Source organism: Paenibacillus sp. EKM10P (assembly GCF_011800655.1).
GTDB lineage: Bacteria > Bacillota > Bacilli > Paenibacillales > Paenibacillaceae > Paenibacillus > Paenibacillus polymyxa.
In genome coordinates this window covers 279,341-296,018 of record NZ_JAALET010000002.1, presented here as the reverse complement: position 1 = coordinate 296,018, position 16,678 = coordinate 279,341, and the positions used below count along the sequence as shown (strand labels likewise).

General features: G+C 41.5%; 17 protein-coding genes and 2 pseudogenes. 14 read left to right on the top strand and 5 right to left on the bottom strand.

Annotated elements, in window-relative coordinates; all coding sequences use genetic code 11:
• Positions 1 to 448 precede the first annotated feature (448 nt).
• From HFE01_RS26945 to HFE01_RS27040, 6 genes and pseudogenes are all read left to right on the top strand, one after another.
• Positions 449 to 865, top strand: a pseudogene (locus tag HFE01_RS26945) (AAA family ATPase); the annotation flags it as partial.
• Positions 866 to 977: 112 nt separating this feature from the next.
• The gene (gene hflX / locus HFE01_RS06360; protein ID WP_167438152.1) at positions 978 to 2,264 is read left to right on the top strand and encodes a GTPase HflX; all 1,287 of its coding nucleotides are present in this window, start codon (positions 978 to 980) and stop codon (positions 2,262 to 2,264) included.
• A 111-nt stretch (positions 2,265 to 2,375) separates the two neighbouring features.
• Complete coding sequence (locus HFE01_RS06355; protein ID WP_117289579.1) at positions 2,376 to 3,629, top strand: methionine gamma-lyase family protein; 1,254 nt, start codon at positions 2,376 to 2,378, stop codon at positions 3,627 to 3,629.
• An 83-nt stretch (positions 3,630 to 3,712) separates the two neighbouring features.
• Positions 3,713 to 4,126 carry a MerR family transcriptional regulator gene (locus tag HFE01_RS06350; protein ID WP_007430683.1) on the top strand — a complete coding sequence of 138 codons (414 nt, stop codon included), beginning with the start codon at positions 3,713 to 3,715 and terminating at the stop codon, positions 4,124 to 4,126.
• Between the two features lie 125 nt (positions 4,127 to 4,251).
• Positions 4,252 to 5,580, top strand: coding sequence for a type I glutamate--ammonia ligase (glnA, locus tag HFE01_RS06345; protein WP_016822091.1), 1,329 nt, complete (start codon positions 4,252 to 4,254; stop codon positions 5,578 to 5,580).
• Between the two features lie 3 nt (positions 5,581 to 5,583).
• Positions 5,584 to 5,829: a hypothetical protein gene (locus HFE01_RS27040; RefSeq protein ID WP_207714764.1), complete on the top strand. Its 246-nt coding sequence runs from the start codon at positions 5,584 to 5,586 to the stop codon at positions 5,827 to 5,829.
• On the opposite strand, the gene HFE01_RS06340 is transcribed toward HFE01_RS27040, so the two are convergent.
• Both HFE01_RS06340 and HFE01_RS06335 read right to left on the bottom strand, forming a co-directional pair.
• Complete coding sequence (locus HFE01_RS06340) at positions 5,821 to 6,042, bottom strand: DUF6199 family natural product biosynthesis protein (protein ID WP_107733481.1); 222 nt, start codon at positions 6,040 to 6,042, stop codon at positions 5,821 to 5,823. The genes HFE01_RS27040 and HFE01_RS06340 overlap by 9 nt on opposite strands.
• Before the next feature lie 117 nt (positions 6,043 to 6,159).
• The gene (locus HFE01_RS06335; protein ID WP_243208150.1) at positions 6,160 to 6,462 is read right to left on the bottom strand and encodes a hypothetical protein; all 303 of its coding nucleotides are present in this window, start codon (positions 6,460 to 6,462) and stop codon (positions 6,160 to 6,162) included.
• 170 nt (positions 6,463 to 6,632) lie between these two features.
• Here HFE01_RS06335 and HFE01_RS06330 point away from each other — a divergent pair, with 170 nt between their 5' ends.
• Positions 6,633 to 6,788, top strand: a complete 156-nt coding sequence (locus HFE01_RS06330) for a hypothetical protein (RefSeq protein WP_167442848.1) — start codon at positions 6,633 to 6,635, stop codon at positions 6,786 to 6,788.
• A 352-nt stretch (positions 6,789 to 7,140) separates the two neighbouring features.
• Here the strand turns inward: HFE01_RS06330 and HFE01_RS06325 are convergent, their stop codons facing one another.
• Entirely contained in the window at positions 7,141 to 7,467 is a 327-nt protein-coding gene (locus HFE01_RS06325) for a hypothetical protein (RefSeq protein WP_031461613.1), read from the bottom strand.
• Between the two features lie 144 nt (positions 7,468 to 7,611).
• Between HFE01_RS06325 and HFE01_RS27745 the strand changes: the two are divergent.
• The 4 genes and pseudogenes from HFE01_RS27745 to HFE01_RS06305 all read left to right on the top strand — a co-directional run.
• Positions 7,612 to 7,957 (top strand): annotated as a pseudogene (locus HFE01_RS27745) (hypothetical protein); the annotation flags it as partial.
• A gap of 214 nt (positions 7,958 to 8,171) precedes the next feature.
• Entirely contained in the window at positions 8,172 to 9,089 is a 918-nt protein-coding gene (locus HFE01_RS06315; protein ID WP_107733482.1) for a prenyltransferase/squalene oxidase repeat-containing protein, read from the top strand.
• A 339-nt stretch (positions 9,090 to 9,428) separates the two neighbouring features.
• A complete protein-coding gene (locus HFE01_RS06310) occupies positions 9,429 to 10,391 on the top strand; it encodes an ABC transporter substrate-binding protein (protein ID WP_107733483.1) in 963 nt (320 codons plus the stop codon).
• Positions 10,392 to 10,551: 160 nt separating this feature from the next.
• Positions 10,552 to 12,219: an AraC family transcriptional regulator gene (locus tag HFE01_RS06305; protein WP_107733484.1), complete on the top strand. Its 1,668-nt coding sequence runs from the start codon at positions 10,552 to 10,554 to the stop codon at positions 12,217 to 12,219.
• 350 nt (positions 12,220 to 12,569) lie between these two features.
• On the opposite strand, the gene HFE01_RS06300 is transcribed toward HFE01_RS06305, so the two are convergent.
• Entirely contained in the window at positions 12,570 to 13,142 is a 573-nt protein-coding gene (locus HFE01_RS06300; RefSeq protein WP_228552609.1) for a TetR/AcrR family transcriptional regulator, read from the bottom strand.
• Between the two features lie 144 nt (positions 13,143 to 13,286).
• On the opposite strand from HFE01_RS06300, the gene HFE01_RS06295 reads away from it, so the two are divergent.
• A complete protein-coding gene (locus HFE01_RS06295) occupies positions 13,287 to 13,967 on the top strand; it encodes an SDR family NAD(P)-dependent oxidoreductase (protein WP_107733486.1) in 681 nt (226 codons plus the stop codon).
• A 300-nt stretch (positions 13,968 to 14,267) separates the two neighbouring features.
• Here the strand turns inward: HFE01_RS06295 and abc-f are convergent, their stop codons facing one another.
• Positions 14,268 to 15,755, bottom strand: coding sequence for a ribosomal protection-like ABC-F family protein (gene abc-f, locus HFE01_RS06290; protein ID WP_107733487.1), 1,488 nt, complete (start codon positions 15,753 to 15,755; stop codon positions 14,268 to 14,270).
• A gap of 331 nt (positions 15,756 to 16,086) precedes the next feature.
• Between abc-f and HFE01_RS27560 the strand changes: the two genes are divergently transcribed.
• Positions 16,087 to 16,221, top strand: coding sequence for a hypothetical protein (locus HFE01_RS27560; RefSeq protein WP_279287906.1), 135 nt, complete (start codon positions 16,087 to 16,089; stop codon positions 16,219 to 16,221).
• 116 nt (positions 16,222 to 16,337) lie between these two features.
• Positions 16,338 to 16,667: a phage holin family protein gene (locus tag HFE01_RS06285; protein WP_481856237.1), complete on the top strand. Its 330-nt coding sequence runs from the start codon at positions 16,338 to 16,340 to the stop codon at positions 16,665 to 16,667.
• Positions 16,668 to 16,678: the final 11 nt, after the last annotated feature.

The following is a 16,678-nucleotide window of genomic DNA, read 5'->3' as shown; positions in this document are numbered from 1 at the left end:
AAACAACAGTCAGAAAACTCAAATTCTGATGAATTACTTAAACAGAAAAACAAATTGGAAAAGTCTCTAAAGGAAACAGAAACATCTCGTGAACGTTATACTGAGATGTATGCTGCTGGAATAATTAAAACAATGAAGGACTTAGAAGATAAAGTGTCAGCCGTAGATAAACAGATAAAAGATATAAAAGAGGAATTGCATACAATAGAACAAAGTTTATCGACAGTGCTTAATAAGAAAAATCACATTGAATTAGTACAAAAATCGCTAAGATCTTTTAAATATTTGCTTGATAACGATCATATAGATATAGAAACAAAAAGAAAAGTGACGCGATTATTTGTGAAAAAAGTTATGCTCAATGAGGATAATAAAATAAATGTTTATTTACACCTAGGATTTATTGATAACGCCGAGAAAGAATCCGATAATAAACATATAAATGTAAACAGTCGCCAAGGCCATGGAAGACCAAAAAAATCAATTTATTTTGATCCTCGCAGGGTATTCGGGAGAAATGGACTTTTTTTTACGGACCAATCCTGGTCTTCCTTCTCGTTTTCCAATCCAACTGGATTTTCCTGACTACACTGTGGATCAACTCATTCAAATTTCGGAGATGATGGCTAAGGAACGGGATTATATTCTCATGCCTCAGTCTATACTCAAAATGAAGGAGCATTTGCTAAATGAGCGGAATGACAGTCTCCATGCATTTAGTAATGCACGTTATGTTCGTAATGTGATTGAAAAAGCGATTCGGCACCAAGCCGTCAGGCTGCTTAATCAGTACAGGAGTGGGCAACCCGGCAAGCAGGAATTGATGACGTTGCGACCAGAGGATTTGAAAATGGACAAAAGATAGGCGATAATAGGAATCTGAATCATATCGAATTGTATGACATCGAACGAGGGCCGGCCTGACATCAGGTCGGTTTCTGTTCGAGAGTTGACATGAAAATAAAGGAGCAAACAATATGGCGAACTCCACTCATGATACACAAACCGAAATGCAGGATAAGGCGGTTCTGGTCAGTCTAATTACGGATGAAGTCAAACGATCTGGTATCAATACGGAATATTCGTTGGAAGAACTGGTGAAGCTGGCTGAAACAGCGGGAGTTGAAGTGCTGAGCGTCCTCACACAAAATAGGGAATCCAAGGACTCAAAATGGTTTATTGGCAAAGGAAAAGTAGATGAATTGCGTGCAGTTGCTGAAGAATTGGGAGCGAATACAGCTATTTTTGATCAGGAGCTCTCGGGAGCTCAAGTACGAAATCTTGAAGAGAGCCTGGATCTCAAAATAATTGACCGGACACAGTTAATTCTGGATATTTTTGCTCAGCGTGCAAAGACACGGGAAGGTATTATCCAGGTTGAACTGGCGCAGTTGTCATACTTACTCCCTCGACTGTCTGGACACGGTAAAAATCTTTCGCGGCTCGGTGGCGGAATCGGAACACGTGGTCCTGGTGAAAGCAAGCTAGAGACGGACCGTCGTCACATTCGTGACCGAATCAGTGATCTGAAACGCCAACTTGAGGAAGTGACGCGTCATCGGTATTTACACAGGGAGCGTAGACAAAAGGCCGGCATCGTCCAGGTGGCACTCGTTGGCTATACAAATGCCGGCAAATCAACACTGTTGAAGCAACTGACAGCTGCCGATGTATATATTGAGAACCAACTATTTGCGACGCTTGATCCTACCTCTAGAACAATGGAACTGCCGAGTGGCAAAGAAGTTATTCTCACAGATACAGTAGGATTTATTCAAAATCTGCCTCATGATTTGGTTGCCTCTTTCCGAGCCACTTTGGAGGAGGCCAATGAGGCTCATCTCATTTTACATGTCGTGGACGCCTCCTCAGACATGCGTGACGAACAAATGAAAGTTGTAGAGTCAATCCTGCAACAGCTTGGGGCTGCGGACAAGCCTCAGATCGTATTGTTTAACAAAAAAGATGCTTGCACCCCTGAGCAATTGGAAATGCTCCCTTCTGGGGAAGGCTATTTGAAAATCAGTGCTTTTGATGAAGCAGATTTGCTACGCATTCGCGAACTGGTTCAGGAGCATCTGAGCGGTGACACACTGAGATTTCGTATTCCTGCGGAACGTGGGGATTTAACATCGGTGCTTTATCGAATTGGAGATGTACTGCTGACAGAGTATGATGGCAATGATGTCATTTATGAGGTAGAAATTCAAAGAGGAGAATACGAAAAGTATGGTCATTCGCTTAGTGAGTTCACAGAAAGTTAACATCTAATGATGTTTTTGGGTCCATAAGATGATAATGCTCATCGTTCGAATTGAATAGCAATATAACATGATTAGCCTAAGGCTGCGAAAGAGAGAGGGTCAAGAAGGTAAATGGTAGTTTTTAGTCCGGAAATTCAGCAAATTCAGGAATTAGTAGAACTTAAAATACAAGAACGTATCCAGCACATAGATCATATTGTGGATGCAAATCAGTGGAAGGTCATTCAGGCCTTCCAGCGCAAGCAAGTGAGCGATTTTCATTTTGCAGGTTCAACGGGATATGCTTACAATGACCGGGGGCGTGAAGTGCTGGAAGAGGTCTATGCAGATGTGTTCGGTGCGGAGGCAGCGTTGGTGCGTCCGCATTTTGCCTCGGGAACGCATACCATCGCTACGGCTTTATTTGGTGTGCTGCGTCCAGGGGATGAGTTGTTATACATTACAGGGCGACCTTATGATACCTTACACAAAGTGATTGGTAAGCCTGGCGATGGAACAGGATCATTGCAGGACTTTGGTGTTACTTATGGAGAGACAGCGCTGACAGCAGAAGGTAAGGTGGACTGGAAAGCGGTGGAGTCCGCAATCCATGCGAACACCAAAGTGATCGGTATCCAGCGCTCACGCGGCTATGATTGGAGAGCTTCCTTTAGTGTGGCAGATATTGAAGAAATGACGGCACGAGTGAAGAAGATAAAGCCTGATGTTATTGTCTTTGTGGACAATTGCTACGGGGAATTTACTGAGAAGCTGGAACCTACCCAGGTCGGTGTCGATTTGATGGCAGGTTCGTTGATTAAAAATCCTGGTGGAGGTATTGCAGAAACGGGTGGATATATCTGCGGTAAACATCAATATGTAGAGCTGGCATCCTACCGATTAACAGCACCTGGTATTGGTGGAGAAGTAGGAGCCATGCTAGGCACTACACGGGGCATATACCAGGGGCTATTCCTTGCTCCTACATTGGTGGGGCAAGCGGTTAAAGGAAGCATATTCGCTGCTGCAGTCTTTGAAGAAATGGGGTTTGAGACCAAACCTGATTGGTATGAAGAGCGTACGGATTTGATTCAGGCCATTTCTTTTAGCGGACCAGAACATCTAATTGCTTTTGTACAGGGCATTCAGCGCGCAGCCGCCGTGGATAGCCATGTGGTGCCAGAGCCGTGGGATATGCCGGGTTATGAGCATCCGGTTATTATGGCCGCAGGTACGTTTATACAAGGTGGAAGCTTGGAACTATCCGCAGATGCTCCGATTCGGGAGCCTTATATTGGTTACATGCAAGGGGGCTTAACCTACTCTCATGTCAAATATGGAGTACTTATGGCTCTGCAAACGATGAAAGAACGTAAATTATTGTGAGTTTTTCTAACATATCATTGACACTTTGCATCAGCTAAATGTACAATAAGGTGAATAATAGATCACTGGAAGGTTGATGACAAATGGGCGACGAAATTCGCAGAAATATGGCCTTATTTCCAATAGGTATTGTCATGAAGCTAACGGACTTGTCAGCACGTCAGATTCGTTATTATGAGCAGCATAATTTGATAGTTCCTGCCCGTACATCAGGTAACCAACGTCTTTTTTCATTCAATGACGTAGAGCGTCTGCTTGAAATTAAGGCGTTGATCGAAAAGGGTGTTAACATTGCAGGAATTAAACAAGTCATGAATCCGGTTACCAAGGAATCGGAGGAAGCTACAGTTATTACTGCAGATACGGAAGTCAAACGCCGTGAAATGTCCGATACTCAGCTTCATCGTTTGTTGAAACAACAACTTGTTGCAGGCAAAAGACCAGGACAGGTATCTTTGATCCAAGGCGAATTATCACGATTTTTCAACAAAAGATAATGCTTGGACTTACCTTTTGGCATAAGGTTATTTTACTTAAAAAACGGTCTCATCATTTAAGTCTTTTATGTCATTTATGATACAGCCGATTTGCATATAGTCGTTACAGAAAGGGAGAGGTTAGTGTGAGTTATACCAGAGAAGATATCATTAGGATTGCGGAAGAAGAAAATGTTCGTTTTATTCGTTTGCAGTTCACAGATTTGCTGGGTACCATTAAGAACGTTGAAATTCCGGTTAGCCAGCTGGAAAAAGCGTTAGATAACAAAATGATGTTTGACGGTTCTTCGATAGAAGGCTACGTACGCATCGAAGAATCTGACATGTACTTATATCCGGATTTGGATACTTGGGTTGTATTTCCTTGGGTAACCTCAGATCGTGTAGCTCGTTTGATCTGCGATATTTACAAGCCAGACGGCTCTCCATTTGCAGGTGACCCGCGGGGAATCTTGAAACGTGTACTTAAAGAAGCCGAAGAACTGGGCTACACTTCGATGAATGTCGGACCAGAACCTGAATTCTTCTTGTTCAAAACCGATGAAAAAGGCGACCCGACCACAGAACTGAATGACCAAGGTGGATATTTTGACCTGGCTCCAATGGATCTGGGTGAGAACTGCCGTCGTGAAATTGTTCTTAAGCTTGAAGAAATGGGCTTCGAAATTGAAGCATCCCACCATGAGGTTGCACCTGGTCAGCATGAGATTGACTTTAAATATGCAGATGCAGTAAAAGCTGCCGATCAGATTCAAACGTTCAAGCTCGTTGTTAAGACAATTGCTCGTCAACATGGTTTGCATGCAACCTTTATGCCAAAACCTTTGTTCGGCGTGAATGGTTCCGGTATGCACTGCAACCAATCGTTGTTTAAGGACAATGAAAACGTATTTTATGATGAGACGGATGAACTCGGATTAAGCCAGACAGCTCGCCACTATATGGCAGGCATTCTTAAACATGCCCGTGCAATGGCAGCGATCACGAATCCAACAGTAAATTCCTACAAACGTCTCGTACCAGGTTATGAAGCGCCTTGTTATGTCGCTTGGTCTGCAAGCAATCGGAGTCCGATGATTCGGATCCCCGCATCTCGTGGCCTGAGCACTCGCGTCGAAGTTCGGAACCCTGACCCGGCAGCGAATCCTTATCTAGCCCTGGCCGTAATGCTGAGAGCAGGTTTGGATGGTATCAAACGTCAGATGGCTCTGCCAGCCCCAATTGATCGCAACATCTACGTGATGTCCGAGGAAGAGCGAATTGAAGAAGGCATTCCAAGTCTGCCTGCAGACCTGAAAGAAGCTTTGTCTGAGCTTATTCGGAGCGAGGTTATCTCTGATGCACTGGGTGATCATGCTCTGGCTTACTTCTATGAGCTCAAGGAAATTGAATGGGATATGTATCGCACCCAAGTACATCAATGGGAACGTGATCAATATCTGACGCTTTACTAAAATGTGGAATCCCTTGGCGCTCTAAGCGTTGAGGGATTTTTTGTTTTGTGGGTAATGCATCATTTTCTTGGACTACGTAGTAGTCTCCCACAATACGAAGTAGACTGGGAAGAATACAAACGCCAGCAGGGCGCAAAGAAGTGTTTAGAAACAAAAAAAGAAAAGTGTGAAATCTATGAAGCCAGTTATGGAACTGCTACTAAATTCGCTGGTCGAGCTCTGAAGTTTAAGGAAGTGCGCTTACAGTAAGATAACCAAAAGTCCACATGCTAAGAAGAAGAACCCAAAGAGAATAGATACAGAGCCCCTAAATTTCATGTCATCAATGTAAGCATCGCTTGGTTCTGAGTCACCTTTGATCTTCCAGGCTTCGTTTGCACGCCATCCCCAAGTGGGATTCTGTTTACTTAAAATACCAAGCGAGAAAAAAATAATAGCAATAAGAATAAGCATGATCCCCATTTGATCACCCCCTTTAAGTAAATTATACCAAAAATGAACGACAGATAGAAAGCATTGTCCCCAAGAGCAGATGAAACAAAAATAAGAGGGCTTTGCCCTCCATGTTACGGTAGTATTTTAATCTGAATAAGCAACAGCATTAAAGCTTTCCATTCCTATTCGGGTAGCATCTGCTGTGCAAAATATATATAAGGTATATACCAATTCATTGGATGGTGGTAGAGGGATATTGTAATCGGATGCATTGATGGTGACAACTTGTACAGCGTTTGGGTTTACTTCGGAGACACTCACGGAGTAAAGGGCGTAAGCAACGAGCGAATCGACATCGCCTCTAACAATGGAAAAAGAAATAACGGAGTCAAATGGTGGAGTGGTAGGAAATGCAAGCTCGGCTATCCCTGATAATTGTACACGCATGTTATCCCCTGCGCCCTACTTACAGTAGTGCGGAAAGGAATTTTTAATTGTATACGCCCGTAAAATGTTCTTTTATGCTGCAAAGAGTGGATGGAGCCAAGATGGCGGATTAGTGTGGAAAAACATGTAAATTAAGATGGGGAGCAACGACCATTCAATATGCTACAGGATTGGACGGAATTACAATGCTACTGAAAATCTGGAGCAAGCCTATTACAAGCATTTGGAAAATGAGATTGATTACGAAACTGTACCGTGCTGTTAAGAAGGATGCGATGAGTGCGAGTAGCTGGATGACCATGTCTATAAAACATACCGTGAGTTAATTAACGATGGCAGAGAATTTCCTAAACTTCTGGTTTTTGATCTCTAAGGAGGAACATCAATGACAGAACAGAGTTTCCGTTTTTATGAAAGTTAAGCATATTGAGATTCATCGTGTTGGTAGAGTTGCCGTGCTTGCTTATAGTGACGAGACTTATAAAGTGTACGTAAATCAACTCCAAAAGATAGCGGAGGGCACCCCATGATAAGAGCCTATACCTCTATACTATGCGCTGTATTGTTATATGTTGGTGTAGTCAGTATAGATAGGTGAGGATTAAATATGGCAGATAACAACGATAAAAAAGTAAGCACCTATGAAAAAAAGTGCTTACTTTAGGGTTAATTTTATTATTAAGGGAACATTTTGTAAATGTAGCCTTGATATAATGGGCATACTTTATTGTTGCCTTTTTGTTGCCATTTATATAAAGAAATATTCCCTCCAAAGCCTCCTGTCATGTAAAATTTTTGAGTTGGAACTGTTGATTTCATATCCTCTTTAACCGTTGCACCTCTGATGCCACTTACCCATTTTTTGTTCCCTTGAGGCGGAGTATATGGTGACTCAGAAGAAATATTTGCTGAAGTTGGGACTGGTTCTGCAAAACTTAAAGACGGTACAGACAATGCCCCAAGAAGAACGGTGCCAGCAGCCAAAGCGATAATAGATTTTTTCAAAAGTAAAGCCTCCTTAGTTTGTTTATCTTCGTATGCAAACTATGGTGTAAGGTAATTATAGTGCTTAGTTTTACATTCATCTACCAAAAATAACGATTTCACCAAATAATCACATCATATAAAGAAATGATAAATGATGAATGGCAGTATACTGACTTAATTGGTGTAATGAAAAATTACGAGTACTCACTTCAACAGTTGGAAAACCGAATGGCTGCGTATGATTTACTTTTGGCGGAAGGATCGGTTGTCAAACGAGTTTCTGGTCAAGAACTGATAGCAGATGTGACAGCCAACACCGCTCTAGTTAAAGACCAGCGCTAAAGACATACCGGGTATTTCAGCTACTACATTCGCGGATAAGCGGCGCAGAGCAATTGCGAACATAGTAAACAGTTTGAAGATCAATTGTACCTTAGATTTTGTCACGACCGACTATGGACGGGGACGAAACGAGGAAAATGAAATTGGACTAAGAATGCAGAAGTAAATAAGACCGTAAGGGCTTAAAGCCTTTGCGGTCATATTTTTATTGTCTAAAGTTCTAGACTGTAAAACAAAGTAATAGTCTGACGATGCTTCATTAAGTTAACGGGCAGGATAGTTTAATAACATATCGAATTTTTTAAAAGTGGATGGTTATACGAAGTGAGTCGTTGTTAACTGAAGCGTGAAGTAGAGATAATCAAAAAGGAGATACCCAGATGGAAACAAATCAAAATATTCGTTTAGCAATCGAAGAATCTATACAGTTCCTTGAATCTACTTCGCATTTGGGGATGACTCAGGGCGAGTGCAGCCGTCGAAAATGGGATGGAGCTTGGTGGCATATGGCTGCTCTTTATGAAATGGGAGAGGTGAAACTAATTCCCGAGTCTGCTATTGTCGGAGCAAAATATTTACTCGAAACTCAGGTCTGGCCGACCTTCATCATATCCGCCGATGACCATCCAACAAGTGAAAGTGATAAGATGAAGTTGGATTGCTGCCATTGTGAACTTGCCGTATACTATATGATTCTAATGGCGTATGGCTGTGATTTGGACAAGGAACTGCCTTGGATTCGCGAATGGCTCTTAAAGCATCAGTTACCTGATGGCGGGCTGAACTGCGACCCTGAAGCTTATACTCATTCTAAAAAGAGCTCTATTGTTTCAACACTTCCTCCGCTTGAAGCTATCTTATGGCATACAGATCGTGAATTTACTGAACAGGAAGCCGTTTTCTTAGATGAAGGAGCACGTTATTTAATTGAGCATCGTCTTGTATGTTCTAAACAAAATAGAAGCGTCATCGATATGGAATGGCTGAAGCCTTGCTTTCCGAGGTTTTTTGAATATGATATATTACGCGGTATGTCCTTCTTGGCAGAATGGTCCCAACGTAGGAACAAAACGCTGCCGGTCGGGCTGCTTATTGAAGGATTGGAACGATTGAACATCTTCAAGGAAACAGGAGGCTTGCAAATGGGTAGACAAGTCTTTGATCCACAAGGCCCGTGGGGTGGACAACCCTTTCCCTTGTTAGAAGCAGTAGCTGGCATTGGTGACGTTTCGCCTTATTTAACCAGACAGTTGGAACGAGTTATCGAACGATTGGGACCGGAGTATACCTATGCATAAAGACTTCCTTTAGAAAGGATCTCATGTTGGAAGAGGAACGGACCATGATGAGGAAGGCTTAGAGGGGAAAGTTACCGTAAAACGGGAAGCAAAAGAAGAGGCTTTGTTGAGGTAGCTCAATAAACTAAACCATGAGGATTTGTTAAAATATATCTCATTCGTATCTGTTTAGTTATAAATGAAATACAAGAACAGATGTTTTGTGTGGGACGATCATTGACATTTTTCCAAATAAACCGTTGCGTTTTTTTCATTGATTCCCCTTTTCACACAACCTATAATAATGCCTTAAATGATAATCATTTTCAATTATTAGAGAGAAGGAAAGGGGCAACAAGTGTGAAGAAACAACGTGGAAAGCAAATTATACTCTGGGTAGGGAGTTTCCTCCTGTTGTTGATAATATCGGCATGCAGTACTTCTAATGCTAATAGCAGCGTGTCTGATGAACAGAAAGAGGAAAGTGAGAAAACTGTTCAATATACAACGATAACAGGTAAACAGGTTCAAATACCTGCAGATCCCAAACGAGTGGTTTATATTGGCCAGACAATTGGTGATTTCTTAGCAATGGGCATTCCGGTTGTTGGTAATAACCTTCCCCAAGATATTCCTAGTTACTATGAAGGTAGACTTGAAGGAATCGTTGATGTTGGAAATCCGGGTGACTTAGAGACGATTCTGAGTTTAAAACCCGATCTGATTATTAATGGTTATTACAAAGCAGAAGCAGATCATAATGAGGCATTGTCGAAAATTGCTACTACTATCCCCTTTAACCCTGCTCTTCCTTATACAGAACGTGTAAAGGAGATGGGAAATATCTTTGGCAAACAGGAAGAGGCAGCTCAATTGATTGCTAAGTACAAAGAACAGTCGAAAGAAATGTTTGATAAGTTTCAATTAGCAGAAGGGGAGACAGCGACAATTTTCTATCAGTTGGGTAAAACACTTTATGTTATGGGCGATCGTAGCCTGGGTGCTATTATTTATGGGGAGAACGGTTTTGCCGTCCCATCAGCTGTACAGAAGAATATTCTTGATAAAGAAGGCGTGTCTTTCGTTAATATTTCAGAAGAAGTGCTTTCAGAATTTGCTGGTGATCATTTGTTTGTAGTTGTACAAGATGATGGTGAAAGTAAAACAGAAGCTGACCGACTGCTCCAAAGACCGATATGGGCAACTTTGCCTGCAGTTCAAAAGGGAAATGTTCATGTTATTCCTAGTGAATGGAATACAGATAATTTGTTAGCTTTGGAGCAATTGTTTAAACAGATGCCACAATGGATGGACCAACAGTAAGAAATTATTTTGGCACATTCAGTTCTTTATATCGCTAGTTTTCTAAAATAGTACATACTCCAACTATTAAAAGCTGAACTATAGTTTATAGTTGAAAGCAGGTCTTTATATGTTACAATAACGATAATGATTCTCATTTTCAATTGTTGGAGAGTTGCTTATGAATCTAGCACCCCTGTATATTAGGCTGCAACACTATGATAGGTTTCGATTTGACCAGATAATTCCAGTGAACGGCCACAATGAGGGAATGAATGACAATGAAACCGATTTATGCACATTATTGATAGCACTCAGTCACGGCATACGGCTGTATGTAGACAACATTGCAATCGATCTGCGACAAGGAAGCTGCATTCTGATTTTGCCTGTACAGCGCTATACTATGGAATCAAGCAACAAAGAGGCACAGCTTGTACGCTTTACCTTTGAAACCTTTAAAGTAGAAGGAATGACTTTGAAGCCGGTTGCTCATCCACCTTTGCTTTGTGGTTCCCCCTATAATTTGTTGATTTCTCAAGTCAATCGAGTATTAGGAAAAGAAGCACGGATAAGTAACCAATGCTGTTCCTCTCCATCCACATCAGAAATGGCTATGATGCAAGGTAGACTTCAGCTCATTCTGGGGTTGATGGTTCAGTTCGATGAGCAAGTTTCCCAGTTGCAGAACAATGATAAGATAAACTTGGTTCAACAAACCGTACAGTATATGGAACAGCATTATGATGAGGACTTAACCGTTGAAAAACTTGCTAACATGGCTGGAATGGTCAGATGGCAATATAGTCAAAAGTTTAAAATAATGACTGGCAAAAAGCCAAATGATTATTTGGTCCAATTACGTATAAACCGTGCAAAAGAACTTCTGTGTAATTCCACCGAGACATTGGGCAAAATATCTCAACAAATTGGGTTTAAGGATGAATATTATTTCAGCCGGCGCTTTCATAAATTAACTGGACACACTCCGCGTGAGTATTCGAATATTCATTTTCGAACTGGGCAGAGAACCATTATCGATTCATTTGGCAGAAAAATTCAAGTTCCTAAAGATACAACACGTATCGTGACTGATGGCAAATTTACGCTTGGAGAATTACTCGTTTTAGCTATCCCCCCTGTAGGAGCGGCCCTCTCGATCATGAAAGATAACGTGATTTATCACAATAAGTTGCGAAATATTCATAATATTGGGCATTGGGCAGATCCAGATAAAATTGCACAACTACAGCCGGAGTTATTATTGCTTAGCTATGTTCATCCTGAACAAGATTTGCAGAAACTAGATGCGATCGCTCCTACTGTTATACTTAACAGTAAGTTTAGACTATTTGAGCGGTTACGGTATATTGCTAAACTGGTTGAACGTAGTAACGCTGCAGAGAAATGGATTACCAGATATGAGGACAAAGTAAGATGGTTACGTAGGCAATTAGCAGATGCTTATGTTGCTGGAGAGACGGCTGCTGTTTATCTCAAGTTTGGTACAAAACTTTATATTATGGGCCAGAGCGGATTGGCTGCCACCTTGTACGAATCTCTTGCCTTTCGTCCTTCTGCAAATGTGATGCACCTAATCGAGCAAGGGCAAGCATGGATAGAAATTCAGCAGCATCAAATAAATCACTATGCTGGCGATCGCAATTTCGTCTTGGCTCCTCGCCAGGAATTGCAAACGGTTGCTCACTGTTCACATATCGCGGCTTTAGCCGATTTAAGTAACGGTAACACTCATTTTGTGGATACTACATGGAATTATGATGATCCCATTACGCGCGGACGGTTGCTAGAGGTGCTACCGTATATATTTAATAAGAAAATTAAGTGATTAGAGGAGGCTTAAACCCTAATCACTATTAATTCAACTTTCGTCACAGGCTACGCACACCATTCAAAGGCGTTTTCGCCTGATCGCGGACAGCGCTTAACCAGCATAACTCGATTAACGAGGAATGTACTCAATTTTAGCGCAGGGAGCTCGCATAAAACAACAGTGGATGAAGAGCACAGTTTAAAAACCACTTTTGACGAATTGATGAAAATTGCTACGAAAATTCGAGAGTAATCTGATATGGGCTGCATCAAAAAAACACAAGCGCAATGCTTGTGTTTTTTTATTGCTTCTTATCTGGTGGGAGAGAGGATGAAAAAAATCAAGCAAGTGGGTATAAGCCAGCATTAAAGAGAGTTCTGCCCACCTAATACGAATAACGAAATTTTCTTAGCAATTTCTTCTTTGTCCAATTTTACTTTTCCGGAAGCCCATAAAAAACCAGCTTCATGAATTACATTCGCATAAATAGATACGAATAGATCTTTTTCCATATCTGTATATAAGTTTTCTATGCTCTTAAGCAAATACAATTTCAACTCACTCAATATTTTTTCTTTTAATTGGGGTATTACTAAACTTATATTACTTTGGCGACATTGTAATCTCGGTTGTTGGTAAAAATCACAAACAGCTAAAACAAGTTGACTTATACTTTCTTGATCCAATTTTATTGATCCTGTTGTCCGTTTTGCAATAGCATTTGAAGCGGAATTTCCCATAATGTAATTCAATAAATCGTACTTATCGTTAAAATGTGCGTAGAAAGTAGCTCGATTTACTTGCGCTCCCTCTGTTAAATCTGCCACTGTTATTTTTTCAAAATCCTTCTTAGTTGCTAAATTAAAAAAAGCGTTAACTAAAGATTCCTTAGTATAAGTTGTTCGTAAATTTCTTACTTTTGTCCCCAATTGATTCACTCCTAACCCAATAATTCTTTAATATTGTTGCTATAGCAACATTGGTAACTATATTGTTGGTTGTTCGTTTTGTGTATTGAATTTAAGATGTTAAAACAACACGTGTTGTTATATGTATACCACAAAAAAAGGAGTTTGTATAAAATGAAGACTATAGCAATTATCGGTGCAGGACCTGGATTGGGGTTGTCCCTTGCAAAAAAATTTGGGGAGAAAGGATTTAGGGTTGCTGTCATTTCGCGTAACCCTAAGAAATTGGCCATAATCGTGAACGAACTAAAGAAGCTAAATATTGAAGCGAAATCTTATGAAGCGGATGTCAGGGATTTGCCAGCACTAAAACAAGCATTAGATGCTGTTAAACAAGACTTTGGTCATATTGATGTTTTGGAATTTAGTCCCTATGCAGGACCTACGCATTTCAAGCATGTGTTAGAAACAACAGCAGAAGATGTGTTAGAACAGGTAAAAGGTTACTTACTCCCTGCCGTTCTTTCTGTGAATGAAGTAATACCAGATATGATAAATAATGCTTCGGGTGCAATTCTATTGACCACCGGAATATCTGCAATGGTTTCCTACCCGTCTGTTGGAAATGTTGGTATGGTAATGAGTGGTGTTCGTAATTATGCTACAAATTTGCATTTTGAGTTGAAAGAAAAAGGCATATATGTCGGTCATCTTTCAATTGGCACTGTCATACAAGCAGGTACGGCTGGAGATCCAGATCTTATTGCTGAGGCTTGGTACAATTTATATGAGAAAAAGGATTGTTTTGAAGATACTTTCCCACAAGAGATTAACCCAACCAAATTGTCAAACTAATATAATAAAAGAGATAAGTGGATGTCTTAAAAATCTTATAGGATTGACAGGGAGAGTAGAGCAGAAGAAGCGAGTCCGCTGTAGAATAATATAAGCCTCTCAGTCTTAGTAAGATAACTATTAAACTGTCTTCAATAAAAACATCGGCAGCCGTGGACGAAAAAATAAAATCCTAGACTGCCGATGTTTGATTTAACTATTGCGTGCCTTTAGTTCAATCTTTTCTCTTTTTATAAAAGTTATGGTGCTAAGCTTTCTGCCATTAAAATTATGTCTTACTCCAAGTCACTTTGTAAAATTCTAATCCCCACCGAGTTCAATCGTTTTCGTGGCGACACGGTCATGAAATTCCCGATCATGCTCCACGAATACAATGGTTGGCGTGTACTCAAGCAGCAGCTCCTCAATTTGCATCCGGGAAATCACGTCGACAAAGTTGAGCGGTTCGTCCCAAATATGCAGATGAGCCTCCTCACATAGGCTTCTCGCGATCAGAACCTTCTTTTTCTGCCCGCCGCTGAACGCCGATATATCCTTCTCGAATTGGATGCGGGCGAAATCTAGCTTACGCAACACGGCTTTAAATAAGCTTTCGTCAATTCTGTGCTCTGCTGCATAATCGGAAAGCGTACCTCGCAAATGAGAAGTATTCTGGGATACATAGGAAACACGAAGCTGCGGATCCCGTTGAAACGTACCTGTATAGTGCAGCTCCTCAGCGTTGAGCAGGTGAAGCAAGCTAGACTTACCTGAACCATTTGGGCCTGAAATTGCAATCCGATCTCCTGGTTCAATCGTCAGACTAACGTTCTTGCAAACTGCTCTTTCCCCGTAGTAAATCGTGACGTGATCCAGCATCGCCAGTTCCGATTTGGGATACACGAGCTGAGAGATCGCAAGGCTTTCTGAGTGTTCGATATTTCGGAGCAGTTTTGATTTTTCCTCTAAAGCAGTGTGTTGCCGCTGTTCAATGGATTTTGAGCGTTTCATCATTTTGGCTGCCTTATGCCCGACGTACCCCTTGTCAAGTTTGGAACCGGAATTTCGTGTGCCGTTTTTCGATTTTTCGGTCTCGAAAGACCAGCTACTAGTACGTTTAGCGGAAGCTGATAAACGCTGTATGTCTTTGTACAACTTTTCGTTTTGTGCCATTTCGAATGTATCTTGGCGAGTTTTGTTCGTCCACCAGCTGGAGAAGTTGCCTTTTTGGATTTCGATATTCGTTTTGTTGATCGCTAGAATATGATCCACACAGCGGTCGAGAAAAGCCCGGTCGTGTGAAACAAGAATGAAACCGCGCTTAGTATTCAGATAATCGGCAACAAGCTTGCGTGCGTGCAAGTCGAGATGATTGGTCGGCTCGTCGATGAGCAGAAATCGATTGTCTTGGATGAAGAGCGCGGCTAGTAATACCTTCGTCTGTTCTCCTTGGGACAGCGATTCGAATGGTCGGTACAACACGTCTTCTGAAACCTTAAGCAGGTTCAGTTCACGCATCAGCTTCCAGTTCTCAAAGCTTGGTACGATCTCTTCGACGACATCTAAGGTCAAATACTCCGGGTGTTCGACGGGAAATGGAAAATAATCAAAGGCAACTGGTGTGGAGATCGTACCGTTGTATTCGTACTTCCCCTGCAGCAGGTTTAAGAACGTCGTTTTACCTCGACCGTTTCGCCCCGTAAAGCCCAGCTTCCAGTCTGTATCAATTTGAAAATGAACATTTTCGAATATAGGGTCATAGCTGCCTGGATAGGCAAAAGTAAGATTGGTTACCTGAATGGCGGGCATGGCAATCATCCTTTCGTTTGGAAATAAAAAGAGCCGCAAGAAAGGTGCTTTCTTGCGGCTCTAATCCATACGAGGAAATAAGACCCCATTCTAAAGGGCCGTATGACTGTCCGGAGAGGGAGCGCAAACGAAATGCAGACCTTTCTTGCAGAGATGAAATAAAACGACCACAGCCAATCGCTGCGTCCGTTCTCTTCGTGATCTCGAGGCAAGAAAGTTCTACATGTATCCGTTCAACTCCCATCATCAAATTACATCCAGTTTATCACAATAGTAATTTAACTACAACCTGTGTTAGTTCCGTTTAGGCTGAAGCCTTGCGTAGATCGACATGCTATTTAGATTGATTACGGTTATTCAACAATCTTCTGCTGTCATTGCTTTGCAACCAGCACGCCAGAAAGAAATACCTATAGGTTTGGATATTACGGTAGGAAATGCATTAGCAGAGATAAATGAACAGTAATTGAAGGGAAAGAAACCAAACGAAGAGGGGGCAGGATAATTTTCCTGAGCTGAGATGGTGGAAGAAGGTTGGATAAGTGGAAGATTTTTAAATTCAGTGCCACTTTAGTTAGCGTTGTGACGTATTTTTACGGTGGGTGGTCGGGAGTATTGGGGGCGGTGTTTACTCTGGTTATTATTGATTATGTGATTGGATTATTTGCTGCTGGTGCAGAAGGTAAGAAGAGTACTGGACCTGGTTTAAAAAGTAAGATTGGTCTTATTGGTATTGCTCGAAAGGTATTTATTTTTACAATGGTAGCAGTATCCCATCTGATTGATGGAGTCTTAGGCGATTCGCACCTATTCAGGGATGCGGTCGCCTATTTTTATATGGCAAATGAGCTGCTTTCGATTCTTGAGAATGGAGGCAGGCTTGGAGCGCCTATCCCTCTCGTGGCCCGATAGACCGTAGAAGT

Excerpts from the sequence above, each read along its gene's own strand:
- hflX (WP_167438152.1), top strand. The coding sequence starts at position 978 with ATGGCGAACTCCACTCATGATACACAAACCGAAATGCAGGATAAGGCG.
- HFE01_RS06355 (WP_117289579.1), top strand. The coding sequence starts at position 2,376 with ATGGTAGTTTTTAGTCCGGAAATTCAGCAAATTCAGGAATTAGTAGAA.
- HFE01_RS06350 (WP_007430683.1), top strand. The coding sequence starts at position 3,713 with ATGGGCGACGAAATTCGCAGAAATATGGCCTTATTTCCAATAGGTATT.
- HFE01_RS06340 (WP_107733481.1), bottom strand. The coding sequence starts at position 6,042 with ATGGGGATCATGCTTATTCTTATTGCTATTATTTTTTTCTCGCTTGGT.
- HFE01_RS06335 (WP_243208150.1), bottom strand. The coding sequence starts at position 6,462 with ATGCGTGTACAATTATCAGGGATAGCCGAGCTTGCATTTCCTACCACT.
- HFE01_RS06315 (WP_107733482.1), top strand. The coding sequence starts at position 8,172 with ATGGAAACAAATCAAAATATTCGTTTAGCAATCGAAGAATCTATACAG.
- HFE01_RS06305 (WP_107733484.1), top strand. The coding sequence starts at position 10,552 with ATGAATCTAGCACCCCTGTATATTAGGCTGCAACACTATGATAGGTTT.
- HFE01_RS06295 (WP_107733486.1), top strand. The coding sequence starts at position 13,287 with ATGAAGACTATAGCAATTATCGGTGCAGGACCTGGATTGGGGTTGTCC.
- abc-f (WP_107733487.1), bottom strand. The coding sequence starts at position 15,755 with ATGCCCGCCATTCAGGTAACCAATCTTACTTTTGCCTATCCAGGCAGC.
- HFE01_RS27560 (WP_279287906.1), top strand. The coding sequence starts at position 16,087 with ATGCTATTTAGATTGATTACGGTTATTCAACAATCTTCTGCTGTCATT.